The sequence below is a fragment of the Streptomyces sp. NPDC003943 genome (genome assembly GCF_053605265.1).
This window is the reverse complement of the sequence record NZ_JBSGIW010000083.1, coordinates 1-16,140: the sequence shown is the minus strand read 5'-3', so window position 1 is coordinate 16,140 and position 16,140 is coordinate 1. Positions and strand designations below refer to the sequence as shown.

The 16,140-nt window shown below is 73.6% G+C and carries 14 protein-coding genes; 9 read left to right on the top strand and 5 right to left on the bottom strand.

The features are described 5' to 3' along the window. Positions 1–9: 9 nt before the first annotated feature. Complete coding sequence (locus ACWEV0_RS28070; RefSeq protein WP_453152321.1) at positions 10–1,437, top strand: ATP-binding protein; 1,428 nt, start codon at positions 10–12, stop codon at positions 1,435–1,437. Here ACWEV0_RS28070 and ACWEV0_RS28065 read toward each other — a convergent pair. From ACWEV0_RS28065 to ACWEV0_RS28050, 4 genes are all read right to left on the bottom strand, one after another. Further along, entirely contained in the window at positions 1,416–2,414 is a 999-nt protein-coding gene (locus tag ACWEV0_RS28065) for a TAXI family TRAP transporter solute-binding subunit (RefSeq protein ID WP_453152319.1), read from the bottom strand. The genes ACWEV0_RS28070 and ACWEV0_RS28065 overlap by 22 nt on opposite strands. A gap of 91 nt (positions 2,415–2,505) precedes the next feature. After that, positions 2,506–3,699, bottom strand: a complete 1,194-nt coding sequence (locus ACWEV0_RS28060) for an RCC1 domain-containing protein (RefSeq protein ID WP_453152317.1) — start codon at positions 3,697–3,699, stop codon at positions 2,506–2,508. 30 nt (positions 3,700–3,729) lie between these two features. After that, positions 3,730–4,893, bottom strand: coding sequence for an RCC1 domain-containing protein (locus ACWEV0_RS28055; RefSeq protein ID WP_453152315.1), 1,164 nt, complete (start codon positions 4,891–4,893; stop codon positions 3,730–3,732). 16 nt (positions 4,894–4,909) lie between these two features. After that, positions 4,910–6,130, bottom strand: coding sequence for an RCC1-like domain-containing protein (locus ACWEV0_RS28050; RefSeq protein WP_453152313.1), 1,221 nt, complete (start codon positions 6,128–6,130; stop codon positions 4,910–4,912). Between the two features lie 618 nt (positions 6,131–6,748). Here ACWEV0_RS28050 and ACWEV0_RS28045 point away from each other — a divergent pair. From ACWEV0_RS28045 to ACWEV0_RS28035, 3 genes are all read left to right on the top strand, one after another. After that, positions 6,749–7,276, top strand: coding sequence for a hypothetical protein (locus tag ACWEV0_RS28045; RefSeq protein ID WP_453152311.1), 528 nt, complete (start codon positions 6,749–6,751; stop codon positions 7,274–7,276). Between the two features lie 115 nt (positions 7,277–7,391). Continuing rightward, positions 7,392–8,345 carry a hypothetical protein gene (locus tag ACWEV0_RS28040; RefSeq protein ID WP_453152309.1) on the top strand — a complete coding sequence of 318 codons (954 nt, stop codon included), beginning with the start codon at positions 7,392–7,394 and terminating at the stop codon, positions 8,343–8,345. A 63-nt stretch (positions 8,346–8,408) separates the two neighbouring features. Continuing rightward, entirely contained in the window at positions 8,409–9,800 is a 1,392-nt protein-coding gene (locus tag ACWEV0_RS28035) for a hypothetical protein (RefSeq protein ID WP_453152307.1), read from the top strand. Here the strand turns inward: ACWEV0_RS28035 and ACWEV0_RS28030 are convergent. Next, positions 9,793–10,707, bottom strand: a complete 915-nt coding sequence (locus tag ACWEV0_RS28030) for a LysR substrate-binding domain-containing protein (protein ID WP_453152305.1) — start codon at positions 10,705–10,707, stop codon at positions 9,793–9,795. The genes ACWEV0_RS28035 and ACWEV0_RS28030 overlap by 8 nt on opposite strands. Positions 10,708–10,826: 119 nt before the next feature. On the opposite strand from ACWEV0_RS28030, the gene ACWEV0_RS28025 reads away from it, so the two are divergent. The 5 genes from ACWEV0_RS28025 (at position 10,827) to ACWEV0_RS28005 (ending at position 16,042) form a co-directional block, all read left to right on the top strand. Beyond that, positions 10,827–11,942, top strand: coding sequence for a four-carbon acid sugar kinase family protein (locus ACWEV0_RS28025; RefSeq protein ID WP_453152303.1), 1,116 nt, complete (start codon positions 10,827–10,829; stop codon positions 11,940–11,942). Further along, positions 11,939–12,940, top strand: coding sequence for a 4-hydroxythreonine-4-phosphate dehydrogenase PdxA (pdxA, locus tag ACWEV0_RS28020; RefSeq protein ID WP_453152301.1), 1,002 nt, complete (start codon positions 11,939–11,941; stop codon positions 12,938–12,940). Before ACWEV0_RS28025 ends, pdxA begins: the two co-directional genes overlap by 4 nt. A gap of 29 nt (positions 12,941–12,969) precedes the next feature. Continuing rightward, positions 12,970–13,671 carry a HisA/HisF-related TIM barrel protein gene (locus tag ACWEV0_RS28015; RefSeq protein ID WP_453152299.1) on the top strand — a complete coding sequence of 234 codons (702 nt, stop codon included), beginning with the start codon at positions 12,970–12,972 and terminating at the stop codon, positions 13,669–13,671. A gap of 19 nt (positions 13,672–13,690) precedes the next feature. Next, entirely contained in the window at positions 13,691–15,223 is a 1,533-nt protein-coding gene (gene miaB / locus ACWEV0_RS28010; protein WP_453152298.1) for a tRNA (N6-isopentenyl adenosine(37)-C2)-methylthiotransferase MiaB, read from the top strand. Between the two features lie 111 nt (positions 15,224–15,334). Then, entirely contained in the window at positions 15,335–16,042 is a 708-nt protein-coding gene (locus ACWEV0_RS28005; RefSeq protein WP_453152296.1) for a class III extradiol dioxygenase subunit B-like domain-containing protein, read from the top strand. Positions 16,043–16,140 lie beyond the last annotated feature (98 nt).

Sequence of the window (16,140 nt, the reverse complement as noted above, 5' to 3'; positions counted from 1 at the left end):
CGACCTCCCGTGCGCACCCGTCTCCTCCCGCTCCTGATCGTCCTGATGGCCGGCGTCCTGCTCGCTCTCGGCTTCCCGCTGGCCGCCAGCACCGCCGCCTCCGAGCAGCAGCGGGTGGTGGTCGACCGGCTCGACGACTCCGCCCGCTTCGCCGCCCTCGCCCAGTTCGTCAGCGAGAACCGCTTCGTGTTCGACGAGCGACGCACCACCCTCAGCCGCGAACTCGACAGCTACCACGAGGTGTACGGGATCCGGGCCGGCATCTTCTACCGCGACAACCGGTCCATGGCCGCCGCCCCCGAGGACTGGGTCGTCCCGTACGACGGCGAGGCCAGACGCGCCTTCAACGAGGCGCTGCTCGGCCGCCGCAGCCACGACCCCTCGCAGGTCTGGCCCTGGCAGGGCAACGCCCGGCTGATCGTCGCCTCACCGGTGGTGCGCGACGGGGACGTCGTCGCCGTCGTCGTCACCGACTCGCCCACCGGCGAGCTGCGCTCCCGCATCCTGCACGGCTGGCTGCTGATCTTCGCCGGCGAGGCCGCCGCCATGCTGCTCGCCGTCGGCGCCGCCTTCCGGCTCACCGGCTGGGTGCTCCGGCCCGTACGCGTCCTGGACGCGGCCACCCACGACATCGCCACCGGCCGGCTGAAGTCCCGCGTCGCCGCCGCCGGCGGACCGCCCGAACTGCGGCGGCTCACCGACTCGTTCAACGAGATGGCCGACCACGTCGAGGACGTCCTCGAACAGCAGCGGGCCTTCGTCGCCGACGCCTCCCACCAGCTGCGCAACCCGCTCGCCGCGCTGCTCCTGCGCATCGAGCTGCTCGCCCTCGAACTGCCCGAGGGCAACGAGGAGATCGCCTCCGTACGCACCGAGGGCAAGCGGCTCGCGCAGGTCCTCGACGACCTGCTCGACCTCGCGCTCGCCGAGCACACCGCCGCCGACCTGCGGCTCACCGACATCGGCGCGCTCACCGCCGAGCGGGTCGCCTCCTGGCGCCCGGTCGGCGACGAGAAGGGCGTGGCGATCGTCGCCGACACCGCCGCCCTGACCGCCTGGGCGGACCCGGTGGCGCTGTCCAGCGCGCTCGACGCGGTGATCGACAACGCGCTGAAGTTCACCCCGGCGGGCGAGGACGTCAACGTCGCCGTCCGGCTCACCCGCGGCGGGCGCCTCGTCGAGATCGAGATCGCCGACCACGGGCCCGGGCTCACCGACGAGGAGCTGGAGCGCGTCGGCGACCGCTTCTGGCGCTCGGGCCGCCACCAGAACGTCAAGGGTTCGGGCCTCGGCCTGTCCATCGCCAGGGTGCTGCTCGCGGCGGGCCACGCCACGATCACGTACGCGCGGAACGAGCCGCACGGCCTGAAGGTGACCGTCCGCGTGCCGCGCGACGACCCGCGGGGCGCGAACGATCAGGGCTTCACGGAGCGGTAGTACCGCCGGGCGCCCTCGTGCAGCGGGATCGGGTCGGTGTAGATCGCGGTCCGCAGGTCCACCAGCTGCGCCGGGTGCACCTGGTTGCCGATCCCGTCGCGGCTGCCGATCACCGTACGGGTGATGCCCTCGACCAGGTCCGGGTCGGCCGTGTCCATGGTGACCAGGATGTTCGCCACCGCCAGCGTCTCCACCGGGTTGCCGTCCTGGGCGAGCGTGTAGGCGTCGGCCGGGATCACCGCCGAGCGGTAGAAGCGGGTGGACTCGCCCACGTCGTGCAGGCTGTCCACCAGGGCCGCGTCCAGCGGCACCAGCCGGATCGGCAGCCGCTCGGACAGCTCCTGCACGGCCTGGGTGGGCAGCCCGCCCGACCAGAAGAACGCGTCCAGCTTCCCGTGCTCCATGAGCCCCGGCATGGTGTCGATGCCCGCCGACACGGGCTTCACGTCCACGTCCGGGGTGAGCCCGGCCGCCGCCAGGACCCGGTCGGCGATCAGCCGCACGCCCGACCCGGACTGGCCGACGCCGACGCGCAGCCCGCGCAGATCGGCCACCGACTGGATGGACGAGCCCTTGCGGACCACGAGCTGCACGTAGTCGTCGTAGAGCCGCGCGCAGCCGCGCAGGTGCTCGAAGCCGGGCTTGCGGTCGCGCTGGTACTGGGCCACCGCGTCCGCCGTCGCCACCGTGAAGTCGGCCTCGCCCGAGGCGAGCCGGGCGAGGTTCTGCTGCGAGCCCTCGCTGTCCTTCAGCGTTATCGAGACGTCCGGCAGGTCCTTGGCCAGCGCGCGCTGGAGCAGCGCTCCGTACTTCTGGTAGACGCCCGTCGGTACGCCGGTGCTGAAGGTGATGTGCCCGCTCGGCGTCTTCGCGCCGAACGGAACCAGCCACCACACGAGCACGCCCGCGACCACCAGGAAAGCCGCCGAGACCTGGAGGAGGCGGCGGCGGGCGGTGCGGGAGAGTGCGGCGGGCATGGCGCGATCCTGCCAGCTTTGTCCCCGTCCTGGCCAGGGCGGACCCGGGCCGGGGTCCTGTCCAGGACGGGGGGTGAGCCGCGTGTGGCGCTCAGTAGGCGAAGCTGGACTTCCCGGTCATCGTCGTCGAGACATGGGTGATCGCGCTGCCGGGCGGCAGCGCCGTCGTGGTCGCCGTCCCGGTGGTCGCGGTCGTCGTCCCGTCGCCGAGCTGGGCGGCCGCGTTGGCGCCCCAGCCGATCACCGAGCCGTTGTCGAGCGCGGCGATGGTGTAGTCGGCGCCGCCCGCGATGTCCTGCACGCCCACGAGCTGGTCGAGCACGACGGCGGTGGTCCGGTTGGCGGCCGTGCCGTCGCCGAGCTGCCGGTCGGAGTTCTTGCCCCAGCCGGCCACGCTGCCGTCGTCCAGGATCGCGAAGCCGGTCGCGTTGGTCGCGAAGACCTTGGCGACGGCGTCGAGGTAGGCGACGTCCACGGCCTTGTTGCTGTCCGTGGTGGTGTCGTTGCCGAGCTGGCCCTCGGTGCCCTTGCCCCATGCCTTGACCGTGCCGTCGGCGGTCAGCGCGAGGACGTACTCGCAGCCCACCGAGATCGACTCGACGTCGGTCACGTCCGGTACCTGCTGCGGGGTGTCGCGGGTGGTGTTGTTGCCGGTGCCGAGCCGCCCGTTGTCGCCCTTGCCCCAGGTCCAGACGGTGCCGTCCTGGCGCAGCGCCACGCTGAAGTCACAGCCCGCGCCGACGTCCTTCACCTTGTCCAGGCTCTGCACGGGCAGCGGAGTCTTGGCCGGGTTGGTGGTGTCCTTGCCGGTGCCGAGCTGGCTGGAGGCGTTGCTGCCCCAGGCGAGGATCCGCCCGCTCTTCACCGCGAGGACGTGGTTGAGGCCGGCCGAGATCGCGCTGACGCCGGTGAGCCCGGCGACGGTGCCGGGGAAGCTCTGGGCGGTGGTGGTGCCGTTGCCGAGCTGGCCGACGCCGTTGGCGCCCCACGACTCCACGGTGCCGTCCTTGAGGAGCGCCACGGCGAACGCGGTGAGGGCGGCGCCGGTGCCGGTGCCCGTGCCGCCGCCGGAGAGCTTGCGGACGTCGTCACGGGCGATGCCGGTGACGGCCGAGGGGGTCTGCTGGGCGAGCGTGGAGCCGTTGCCGAGCTGCCCCTGGGCGTTCTCGCCCCAGGAGCGGACCCAGGGGTCGGTGCCGGCGCGGGACTGGGCGTGGGCGGGGGTGAGGGGGAGCGCCGCGAGGGACAGGGCGGCGAGGAGGGTGAGACGCAGGGGTGGGGTCATCTGCGTGCCTTTCGGATGTGGAGGGTGAGGTCAGTAGGCGTAGCTGGACTTCCACGACGTGGCGGTCGCCAGCCTGGTCGTGCCGCTGCCGGGGGGCAGCGCGACGACCGGCGCCGAGGAGGAGGTGGTGCTGCCGTCGCCGAGCTGGCCGAGGTCGTTCTCGCCCCAGGCCAGGACGGACTGGTCGTCGAGCAGGGCGAGGCTGAAGTTGTAGCCGCCCAGTAGCGAGGTGACGCCGTTCAGCTCGGGAAGCGGCACGGGGATGCTCTGGTCCGTCCTGGTGCCGTCCCCGAGCTGGCCCTGCCAGTTCGCGCCCCAGGCCCGGACACTGCCGTCGTCGAGGAGCGCGAAATTGTGATAGGGACCGGCGAAGATCTCGGCGACGCCGTCCAGCAGCTTGACGTCGACGGGGGAGGGGCTGGGCTCGGTGCTGTCGTTACCCAGCTCCCCGTTGCCGTTGCGCCCCCACGCCTTGACGGTGTGGTCGGCGGTGAGTGCGAGGACGTGACGGCAGCCGGCCCGGACGGCGACGATGTTCTCCAGGCCGGGCACCCGCCTCGGGGTGGCGCGGTCGTCCGTGGTGCCGTCGCCGAGCTGGCCCTCGTGGTTCCGGCCCCAGGTCCAGACGGTGCCGTCCTCGCGCAGGGCGACGGCGAACTGACAGCCGGCCGAGATCCGCTTGACCTTGTTCAGGCTCTGGACGGCGATCGGACGTGTGACCACCCCGGTCGCATTGGGCAGACCGTCGCCGAGCTGCCCGTAGCTGTCATTGCCCCAGGCGAGCATCCGTCCGTCCCGCAGGGCCAGGGCGAAGTCGAGGCCCGCCGCGATGCCGGAGGCCCCGGAGAGCCCGGCGACCGCCGCCGGGAAGCCCCGGTTGACGGTGGTGCCGTCGCCGAGCTGCCCGTTCACGTTGCCGCCCCATGACCGCACCGTGCCGTCGTTCAGCAGCGCGAGGCCGAAGACCTGGTTGGCGGCCCAGCCTCCGCTCGTCAGCTCCCGCACGTCGGTCCGGGCGAGACCCTGTACCGGCGAGGGCGTGAGCTGGTCGAGCGTCGAGCCGTTGCCGAGCTGGCCCGAGTTGTTCTGGCCCCAGGCCCGCACCCATGGATCACTCGGTTCGGCGTGCGCCGGGGCGGCCAGGGCGACGACCGCGGCCAGCACGGTGGCGATCCGTACGAAGGAGTACGTCATCAGCGACGCACCCCGCTCAGTACGCGTACGTCGTGTTGCCGCCCAGCGATGCCACCACGTCCTTGATCTTCGATCCCTCGTCGAGCACCTGCACCGGCGAGAAGCGGGACACGGTCGTGCCGTTGCCGAGCTGGCCCTCGCTGTTGTTGCCCCAGGTGTCGACCGTGTCCGCGATGATCGCGACGCCGTGGCGCGCGCCCGCCGCGAGGTGCTGGACGCCCTCAAGGCGCGGGATCTCGACCGGGGCGGTGCGGTTGGTCAGCGAGATGTCGGAGTCGGTGGCCTCGTCCGACTCGAGGAGCTGGCCGTACTGGTTGTTGCCCCAGCCCCAGACGTGGCTGTCGCTCATGACGGCGTAGTTGTGGAAGGCGCCCGCCTCGATCCGGGAGACGCCCTCCAGCCAGTCGACGTCGACCGGTTCGGTGGCGGACTTGGTGCTGGAGTTGCCCAGCTGGCCGTAGAGGTTGTAGCCCCAGGACTTGACGGTGTCGTCGGAGGTCAGGGCGAGCGCGTGGTAGCAGCCCGCGTCGATGGAGACGATGTTCTCCAGACCCTTCACCTGCCGGGGTACGGAGCTGGTGGCCCGGCTGCCGGTGCCGAGCTGGCCGTGGATGCCGCGGCCCCACGCGTACACCTTGCCGTTCTCCAGGAGCGCGAGGCTGAAGTCGCAGCCGGCCGAGATCTGTTTGACTTTGGGCATGCCCTGGACGCGGTCCGGATAGACGCGGCTGTCGCCGGTGCGGTTGTTGCCGAGCTGGCCGTAGGAGTTGTCGCCCCAGGAGTAGACCTGGCCGCTGGTGTCGAGCGCGAGGGCGTGCTTCCCGCCGGCCGCGATGTCCTTGATGTTGTTCAGGCGCGGCACGGTGGCCGGCACGGTCTGGTTGTCGTTGCCGCCGTTGCCGAGCTGGCCCGAGGAGTTGTGTCCCCAGGACTTCACGGTCTTGTCGGTGCGGGCGAGCACGAACGAGTCCGCCGAGGAGGTGCCGCCGGCCGACATCTGGTCGACGTCGCCGCGGAAGAGACTGGTGACCGAGGTGGGGGACAGGCTGTCGTTGAGCGTGCCGTTGCCCAGCTGCCCGGTGCGGCCGGCGCCCCAGGCGAGGACGGTCGGCGCGGCCTCGTTGGCCGTGGCTGCGGGGGCCAGGGCGGGAAGCGCGGTGAGCGCGGCGACTCCGGTGACGGCGGCGAGGCTCCAGCGGAGCCGGCGGCGCAGGGGAGCGCGTCGTGATCGGGACATGGTGCTGCTCTCCTTCGTGAGGCCGTACGAGGGCATGCGGGGACGCACGAGCTCGTACGGGGAGGGCGTCGGCCCGCGGGCATGGCGCGCCCGGGACCGTCCGGACGGCCGGGACAGGCCGTCGGACACAGCAGCAGCCTTGCCGAGGGCGATCACCGGCGCGATCCGGGAGCGTTGAAACAGCCGTTTGGCGGACCGCTGTTCGAGACCGTCGCCGTGGGGCCGAATTCACCGGATCGTGGCGGTGTGCGCCGGGGCGGGCGTGCTCCGTGGGCGGAGCCGCCGGCCGGCGGCGGCCGGGCGGGTGAGACCCCGCGCGAGGCGGGCCCGCAACCGTCACCGACCGGCCCGGGAATCCATCCGGACGGGTCCCGCCGCACCGCCCGAACCGCTACTCCGGGCGGCAATGTTGGCAGCCCGTCCGGCGGACCTCGGGTGCGCTCCGCCGATGCGGTGAGCGGGCGTCGGGGCCCGCGCCGCGCCGTGTGTCCTGCCGTGGCTCCGGGACCGGTCCGGTTAGCGTCGGCATGCGCTTGGCGATCTTGATGGCGGTCCCTGCCGTGGTCGCCGCGCCCGTTCCCCCACCGGTCAATCCGCCCCCGTTCCCAGGGAGTTGCCATGCCCGCAGCCGCCCGAGTCCGCCGTCACACCGCGTCCGTACGGAGAGTGCTCGGCGCCGCCGTCCTCGCCTCCGCGCTCGTCCTGTCGGGCGGAGCGGCGGCCACCGCCGCTTCCGTCGCCTTCGCGGAGGAGTGCAAGCCGGACGACCAGGAGTGCCTGGACAAGGAGACCAACGCCAACGAGGCGAAGGAGATCGCGGCCGAGAAGAAGAAGACCAAGGAGTCCGCCACCCAGGCCGACAAGGACATCAAGGAGATCGGCAAGGACCTGGAGAAGTGCAAGCCCGGCTCGTCGGGCGCGGACGCCTGCATGTCCGGGCTCGCCAAGGGCAACAACGGCGAGCAGAAGGGCATGGACGACATGACCGCCGCCGTCAACGGCTTCAAGCCGGAGACGACCAGCAGCGCCGCCGAGGTCGGGGGCGCCACCTGCGCCGACTTCCCGGCCTCGCTCCCCGCGGGCTCCGCCGACCCGGCACTGTCTCCGTTCCCGGTGTCGCAGCTCTGCTCGCTGCTCGGCTCCTGACGCCCCGGCCCCTCCGGCCCCTCCGGCCCCTCCGGCCCCTCCTGACCCATCGCCGTACGTCGCCCCATCGCCGTACCGCCTCCCACGCCGTACACCCCGTCCCGAAGGGATGCCCATGCCCTCGCGCCGTCCCGCGCTGCTCCTGCTCCCCGCCCTCTTCCCCGCCCTGGCCCTCGGCCTGGCCGGGCCCCTCGCCCCGGTCGCCGCCGGCGCGGACGAGGGGCCCGGCGAGCCGCCGGCCCCGACCGCCGTCGCCGCCGACGGACGCCCGGCGAAGGTCGCCGACGTCCTGAAGTACTGCGACACCAAGCCCGACGCCTGCCGCTTCGTCATCGACCCCAAGCAGGGGCGCGAGTTCGCGACCGCCGTCCGGTCCCTCGGCAACTCGGTCGTCAACTGCACCGAGAGCGACATGAGCGTCGACCGCACGGTCACCCTGCGCACCACCAGCACCGACAACATCGGCGGCGAGATCTCCGGCAAGATCACCGCCGAGGGCACCATCACCGCCTCCGGCGAGGTCACCACCAACCTCACCAACGACATGACCAGCGAGCACAAGACGCCGAACCTCAAGGACGGCCCGACCTCCACGAACGGCACCAAGACCAGCGTCGCGGCCGGCGGCAAGGTGGCCGGCTCGATGAGCGCCAAACTCGCCTTCGAGGCGGCCTTCAAGGCCACGTACTCCAAGTCGTGGACGATCGACAACACCGAGACGACGACCTACAAGACCACCGTCAAGCCTTACGACATGCTGGTGTTCGGCGCGAGCGCCGCCATGCGGCGGGTCGTCGGCAAGCTCGTCGCCGACTCCGGCTCGCAGATCTCCGGGATCGCCGTGGACAGCCCCTCCATGGTCAACTCCAGCAGCTTCGTCGCCCAGACCTACGCCGCCCCGGCCAACCTGTGCGGCCGCACCCGCCCCACGGGCAACACGGCCGGCGGCACCGCCCCCAACCCCGGCCCGCCGTCGTCCCCGCGTTCGCTGCCCGCCCGTGACGCACTCGCCCCCGGAGCCGTACCGAAGCGGGTCGACGTCCTGCGACCCGACCGCAGCGGTTCCTGAGCCCCCACCTCCCCGTCCCGCCCCTGGCACGCACCACCTCCCCCACACGAGGAGTCCGTCCCCATGTCTTCCTCTCTCCGCGCCCTCGCGGCGGCGAGCCTGCTGCTCCCCGCCGCCCTCGCCGGCTCCCCGGCCGCCGCCCAAGCCCCCGGCGAAGCCGCCGCCTCCCAGACCGTCGACGTGCTCAACGGCGACTTCGCCGACCCCGCCACCACCGCCGCGGGCCCCACCACCGTCGGCCTCGACTTCTGGAACGGCCTCAACCAGCGCTTCTCACCGTCCGCGTCCGGCCGCACCGACGACTCCTACGGCGTCGGCCTCGACAAGGGCGGCAACACCCTCAGCCAGCGGCTCCGAGGCGTCCGCAAGGGCGCCCAGGTCACGGTCAGTTACGAGGACAGCCCGTCCGTCTCCAAGGACTGCACCGGCGAACAGGTCGCGAGCGGACAGCCGTACAGCGTCCAGGGCTCCGGCGGCACGGTCACGGACGTCACCACCGCCGGCGACCCGGACCGGGTCAAGGGCAAGCCGGGATCCGGCGTCTGGACCAAGCGGACCTACGCCTTCACCGCCAACGAGAACGAGCCGATGCTCGCCTTCACCTCCAGGCTCGCCGACCCCAAGATCCCGCCGGCCTGCAGCCCGATGATCGCCCGTGTCCGCGCCGTCGAGGTCCCGCCCGCGCTCGACAAGACCGTCGACAAGACCGACCTGGGCAGGGCGGAGGCGTTCAAGGGCAACGAGCGCGAGGCCACCCTGTCCAACGCGGCCCGGGCCTGCAACGGCGAGAACTCCTGCGTCTTCCGGCCCGACTTCCGCACCTCCTTCCGCTACTACGACCGGGCCCGGGTCGTCGGCGAGGCGTTCGTCAACTGCACCCGCAACACCCTCGAACACACCCGGGTCGTCTCCTTCGCCGAGCGGGCCTACGACAGCGTCTCCCAGACCTACGCCGCCGACGGCATCGCCCTGATCGACGCGGCCAAGCTGCCCACCACGGGCGACCGCACCGAGGACGAGAAGCGGATCAAGAGCACGCCGATCGCCGCCCAGTTCTCCCTCGCGTACGAGAAGGGCTGGCAGCGCGCCTGGCAGTGGTTCAGCGGCGAGCAGCGCAACGTCGTGGAACACATCCAGCCGGGCGAGGTCAGCTGGATCGAGCTCCAGCCCAGCCGGGAGCGCGTCGAGGGCTGGTTCCTCAGCAAGAAGGACGACTACCGGCTGCACGCCGTGATCGACGGGCCCTCGCGCGGGACGCCCGACCGGCTGCTGCAGCGCACCGGACCGATGGCCGAGGCGGAGAAGCAGCGCTGCGCCGCGGACCGGCCCATGACCACGACGCCGGTCGGCGCCGGGGCGGCCGCCTACTCCACGGACAAGGGAGTCAGGAGCGTGCCCGTGCCCGACGCGGGTCAGGCGCGGGCACGGGCGATCCGCACCGTCCCGCTCAACTGAAGCGGCACGGGGCGGGCGGAGTAAGGTCCGCCGCCTGCTCGCGCAGCCAGCCGAGCAGCGCGGCGGTCCGCGCGTCCCGCTCCGGCGGGCGCGGGCTGAGCAGCCCGTACCCCGTGCCGTCCGCGACGAAGCCGTACGGGGCGGCCAGTTGGCCCCGTACGAGGTCGTCGCGGACGAGTGCGTACGGGCCGACGGCGACGCCCACGCCGGCGACGGCGGCCTGGAGCGCGAGGTAGAAGTGCTCGAAGGTCTGCTCGCCGTCCACGGACGGTGCCCGGTCGGTCAGGCGGCGCCAGTCGGCCCAGGCGGCCGGCCGGGTGGCGGTGTGCAGCAGGGCGACGGGCACCCCGGCCCGGAGCCCTTCCGCGAGCTCCGGCCGGCAGACCGGGCCGATCCACTCGTCGAAGAGCGGCACCCGGCTCACCCCGTGCGGCACCGGGAAGTCGTCCCGGCGAAGGGCCGCGTCGACGGCCCCCGTCCGGCCCGGCGTGAACGCCACCGGTCCACCACCCGCCGACAGGTGCACGGTCAGGCCCGGATGTGCGGCCGCGAGCTCCGGCAGGCGCGGGATCAACCAGCGCATGAGCAGCGTCGGTTCGCACGACAGCGCCAGCGGACCGGTGTCCCGCTCCCGGCCCGAGACCTCACGGGCCGCCGTCTCGATCACGTCGAGCGCCTCACGCACGGCGGCGGCGAGCCGCCGGGCCTGCGGAGTGGGCCGCAGCGAGCGCGGGCCGCGCTCGAAGAGCTCCGCGCCCAGGGCCCTCTCCAGGTTCCGGATCTGCCGGCTGACCGCGCCGTGGGTGACGTGGAGCTCCTGGGCGGCCCGGGTCATGCTGGCGTGCCGCACGGTCGCCTCGAAGGGCAGCAGGGTGGTCAGCGGGGGCAGCTCCGGCCAAGCGGTCATGCGTGAAATCTAGTCACAGGTGGAGTGAGAAGGAATCGCTTGTCCTGCGGGTTCGTGCGGCGTGATGGTTGATCCCGTCACGCACTCTCCAGCACCGCCGACCGAGGGGCCCCTCCGCGATGCCGCCTTCCACCGTCGCCGTCCTCGCCGACGACCTCACCAGCGCCGCCGACGGCGCCGCGCCCTTCCGCAGATCGGGCCACCGCGCCCGCGTCCTCTTCGACCCGGCTCCCGTTGCCGGCGACGGCGCCGCAGACGCCGCCGAGGTCGATAGCGTCGCGGCCGTCGACCTCGGCACCCGGATCGTCGACGAGGCCGAGGCCGTGGCCCGGACCCGCCGCGCGGCCGCCGCGTACACCCGTGCCGACATCCTGCTCAAGACGGTCGACTCCACCCTGCGCGGCCATGTCGCCGCCGAACTGCGCGCCGCGCTCGCCGGATCCGGCCGCCGCGCCGCGATCCTGGCCCCCGCCTTCCCCGCCGAGGGCCGTACGACGGTGGCGGGCGTGCAGTACGTCCGGGGCGTACGGGTCGACGCGAGCGAGTTCGCCCGCGACCCGGCCCACCCGGTGCGCACCGCCGACCTCGTCCGCGTCCTGCCGGAGGCGGTCCTCGTCGAGCCGGAGCCCGGTCGCCTCGCGGAACTCCCCCGACTGGCCGGGAAGGGCGGTGTGTTCGTCTGCTCGGCGGTGAGTGACGACGACCTCGACGCGATCGTCGCGGCCCTGCCCCGCCCCGAGGGCGTCCTCTGGGTCGGCTCCCCGGGCCTCGCCGACGCCCTGGCCCGCCGGTACACCCGCGACCCTGCCGCGCCCCTGCCCGAACTCCCTCCCGTACACCGCCCCTTGGCCGTCGTCGGCAGCGCCAACCCGGTCAGCAGGCGCCAGCTCGCGGCGCTGCGGCCGGTGGGGGCAGCCGCCGTGCACACGCCCGAGGAGCGCGCCGCGGACCCGGCCGAGCCGCTCGGCCGGCTCACCGAGGAGGTGCGGGAACGGGTGCGCGCCGGGGGCGCCGACGGGCTCGTCCTCACCGGCGGGGAGACCGCCGCCGCCGTCCTCGGCGCGCTCGGCGCGACCGGCATCGAGCTGTACGACGAACCCGAACCCGGCATCGCCCGCGGCACCCTGCACGGTCCCGGCGCCCCCCGCCTGCCCGTCCTGGTCAAGGCGGGCGGCTTCGGCGACGACGACACCCTCGTCCGCCTCACCGCACTCCTCGCCGGAGGCACCCGTTGACCGGAGCCCCCTCGACTCGCCCCGTCGCCGTCACCATGGGCGACCCGCACGGCATCGGCCCCGAGATCACCGTCCGCGTCTGCGCCGACCCGCGCCGGCCCGCCCCCGTCCTCGTCATCGGCGACCCCGGTGCCCTCGCCCGTGCCTGCCGCACCACCGGCACCGGCCTCCGCGTCCGCACGGTCGGCACCCCCGCCGGCGCCGGCCGCACGCCCGGCGTCCTCGACGTCCTCCCCGCAGGCCCGGCCCTGCCCGCCGACCTCGCCCTCGGCACCGTCGCCGCCATCGCGGGCGCGGCCTCCTTCGCGTACGTACGCAAAGGCATCGAACTCGCCCTCGCCGGGCACGTACGGGCGCTCGTCACCGCCCCGATCAACAAGGAGGCCCTCCGGCTCGCCGGCGTGCCCCACCCCGGACACACCGAGATCCTCGCCGAACTCACCGGCACCGAGCGCTACGCGATGATGATGGCCAACCACGAGCTGCGGGTCGTCCTCGTCACCGTCCACCAGTCGCTGCGCACCGCGATCGACGCGCTCACCGTCGAGCGGGAACTGGACACCATCCGCCTCACGCACCAGGCGCTCGGCGGCCGGGACGGGTGTGCCCGGCCCCGCATCGCCGTCGCCGGGCTCAACCCCCACGCGGGCGAGAACGGCCTTTTCGGAGCCGAGGACCTCGACGTCATCGCGCCCGCCGTGCGCGCCGCCCGCGCCGAGGGCATCGACGCGAGCGGGCCCTGGCCGGCCGACACCGTGTTCATGCGGGCGCGGGCGGACGAGTTCGACGCCGTCGTCGCCCAGTACCACGACCAGGGGCTGATCCCGGTGAAGTACCTGGGCCTGGAACACGGCGTCAACATCACCCTCGGCCTGCCCTTCGTCCGCACCAGCGTCGACCACGGCACCGCCTTCGACCTCGCCGGCACCGGCACCGCCGACCACGCAAGCCTGCTCACCGCCCTGCGCCACGCCACCGAGCTGGCGCCCACCGACTGAGGACTTCCGAAAACTTCTGAGGACGTCTGATGGACTTCATCTTCATGCTCACCCGGGCCGACCGGACCGTCACCGACTGCCTGCACGTCCTCGACTCGATCCGCGGGCTCGGCATCACCCACGTCGGATTCAAGGACGTCGGCGTCGACCCGGCCACCCTGCGCCTGCTGCACGAGCGGATCCGGCAGCTCGGCGCCACCAGCCACCTGGAGGTCGTCGCCACCGGCCGCGACCAGGCCCTCGACTCCGTCCGCGCCGCCGTCGACCTCGGCGTCGACTGGTTGATGGGCGGCACCTGGATCGACGAGACCCTGGCCCTGCTCGCCGGGAGCCGGGTCCGCTACCTGCCCTTCGTCGGCGAGCCCCAGGGCCACCCGACCCGCCTGGCCGGCACCCCGGCCCGGATCGCCGCCGACTGCCGCCGCGCCGAGGCCGCCGGCTGCGCGGGCGTCGACCTGCTCGCCCACCGCGCCACCGAGGCCGACCCGCTCGACCTGGTCCGCGCCGCCCGCGCGGCCACCACCGGCCGGCTCGTCGTCGCCGGCTCCATCGACAGCCCGGCCCGCATCCGCGCCCTGGCCGAGGCGGGCGCGGACGCCTTCACCGTCGGCTCGGCGGCCTTCGCGGGCGCGGTCCGGCCGACCGCGGGCGGCCTCGCCGCCCAGCTGACCGCGGTGCTGGAGGCGAGCCGGCCGCCGGCCCCGGGCACGATCGGCACCGCACCCCTCTAGGCCCCCTTACCCTTGTCAGGTGACCAGCAGCAAAGACGGGACCGGAGCCGTGGCCGAGCAGGGCGTGACGCGAACCTACGAAGTACGCACCTATGGGTGTCAGATGAACGTCCACGACTCCGAGCGGCTCTCCGGCCTCCTGGAGGACGCCGGCTACGTCCGGGCCCCCGAGGGCTCCAACGGTGACGCCGACGTCGTGGTCTTCAACACCTGCGCGGTCCGCGAGAACGCCGACAACAAGCTGTACGGCAACCTCGGCCACCTCGCGCCGATGAAGGCCGCCCGGCCCGGCATGCAGATCGCCGTCGGCGGCTGTCTGGCGCAGAAGGACCGCGACACCATCGTCAAGCGGGCCCCCTGGGTCGACGTCGTCTTCGGCACGCACAACATCGGCAAGCTGCCGGTGCTCCTGGAGCGCGCCCGCGTCCAGGAGGAGGCGCAGGTCGAGATCGCGGAGTCCCTGGAGGCGTTCCCGTCGACGCTGCCGACCCGCCGCGAGTCCGCGTACGCCGCCTGGGTCTCCATCTCCGTCGGCTGCAACAACACCTGCACCTTCTGCATCGTCCCGGCGCTGCGCGGCAAGGAGGAGGACCGCCGTCCCGGCGACATCCTCGCCGAGATCGAGGCGCTGGTCGGCGAGGGCGTCTCCGAGATCACCCTGCTCGGCCAGAACGTCAACGCGTACGGCTCCGACCTGGGCGACCGCGAGGCGTTCAGCAAGCTGCTGCGAGCCTGCGGGGAGATCGAGGGCCTGGAGCGGGTCCGCTTCACCTCGCCGCACCCGCGGGACTTCACGGACGACGTCATCGCCGCCATGGCCGAGACCCCGAACGTGATGCCGCAGCTGCACATGCCGCTGCAGTCCGGCTCGGACACCGTCCTGAAGGCGATGCGCCGCTCGTACCGGCAGGAGCGTTTCCTCGGGATCATCGAGAAGGTGCGCGCCGCCATCCCGCACGCCGCCATCTCCACCGACATCATCGTGGGCTTCCCCGGCGAGACCGAGGAGGACTTCGAGCAGACCATGCACGTCGTCCGCGAGGCCCGGTTCGCGAACGCCTTCACCTTCCAGTACTCCAAGCGCCCCGGCACCCCGGCGGCCACCATGGAGGGCCAGATCCCCAAGGAGGTCGTGCAGGCGCGCTACGAGCGCCTCGTCGCCCTCCAGGAGGAGATCTCCTGGGAGGAGAACAAGAAGCAGGTCGGCCGCACCCTGGAGGTCATGGTCGCCGAGGGCGAGGGCCGCAAGGACGGCGAGACCCACCGCCTCTCCGGCCGCGCCCCCGACAACCGCCTCGTCCACTTCACCAAGCCGGACGAGGACGTCCGCCCCGGCGACGTCGTGACCGTCGAGATCACCTACGCCGCCCCGCACCACCTCCTCGCCGAGGGCCCGACCACCGCCGTCCGCCGCACCCGCGCGGGCGACGCCTGGGAGAAGCGCCAGGCGGACGCGGCGGCGAAGCCGGCGGGCGTGATGCTGGGCCTGCCGAAGATCGGCGTCCCGGACCCCCTGCCGGCGGCGGACGCGCCGGCGTGCGGGAGCCACTGACGCACTGACGCGGGGAGAGGGCGCCGGGAAGCGGCCTGCACGGGGGGAGAGGGCGCCGGGAAGCGGCTGGCGCCCGGCGGAGGCCCGCCCGGTCCGGCTAGGCTGCGGATCATGCTTGTCGCCGCCGCCGTCTGTCCCTGCCCCCCGCTGCTCGTGCCCGCCGTCGCGGCCGGTGCCGCGGCCGAGCTCGCCGAGGCGCGTACGGCCTGTTCCGACGCGCTCGGGGTGCTCGCGGCCTCCCGGCCCGACCGGCTCGTGGTGGTCGGGCCGGCCGCCGAGGACGCGCGGGGCGTGTTCCCGGGCGGGTCCGCCGGGTCGTTCGCCGGGTTCGGGGTCGAGCTGACCGTACGGCTCGGCAGCGGGCCCGGCGGGGCGCGGCCGCTGCCCGCGTCGCTCGCCGTGGCCGGCTGGCTTCTGGAGCACACCGCCTGGGCCGGCGCGCCCGTCGAGGGCCTCGGCGTCGGGGAGCCGCTGGAGGCGGCCCGGTGCGCCGCGACCGGGCGGGAGATCGCCCGGTCGGCGGATCGCGTCGCGCTGCTGGTGATGGGCGACGGCAGCGCCTGCCGCACGGTGAAGGCGCCCGGCTACCTCGACGAGCGCGCCGAGGGCTTCGACGCGGAGGTCGCGCGGGCGCTCGCCGCGGCCGACCCGGCCGCGCTGCTCGCTCTCGACGAGCGGCTCGCGTACGAGCTGAAGGCGGCCGGCCGGGCTCCGTGGCAGGTGCTCGCGGGCGCCGCCGAGGGCGCGGACCTGGCGGGCCGGCTGCTGTACGAGGACGCGCCCTACGGCGTCGGCTACTTCGTGGCCGCCTGGAGCTGACCCGTACCCGACCCGTACGGCCACGCCGTACCGTCACGCCAAGAGCCCCCGCGACGGCGGACGGCCGCGGAGCGCGCTGCTGCTGCTGCTCCACGGGA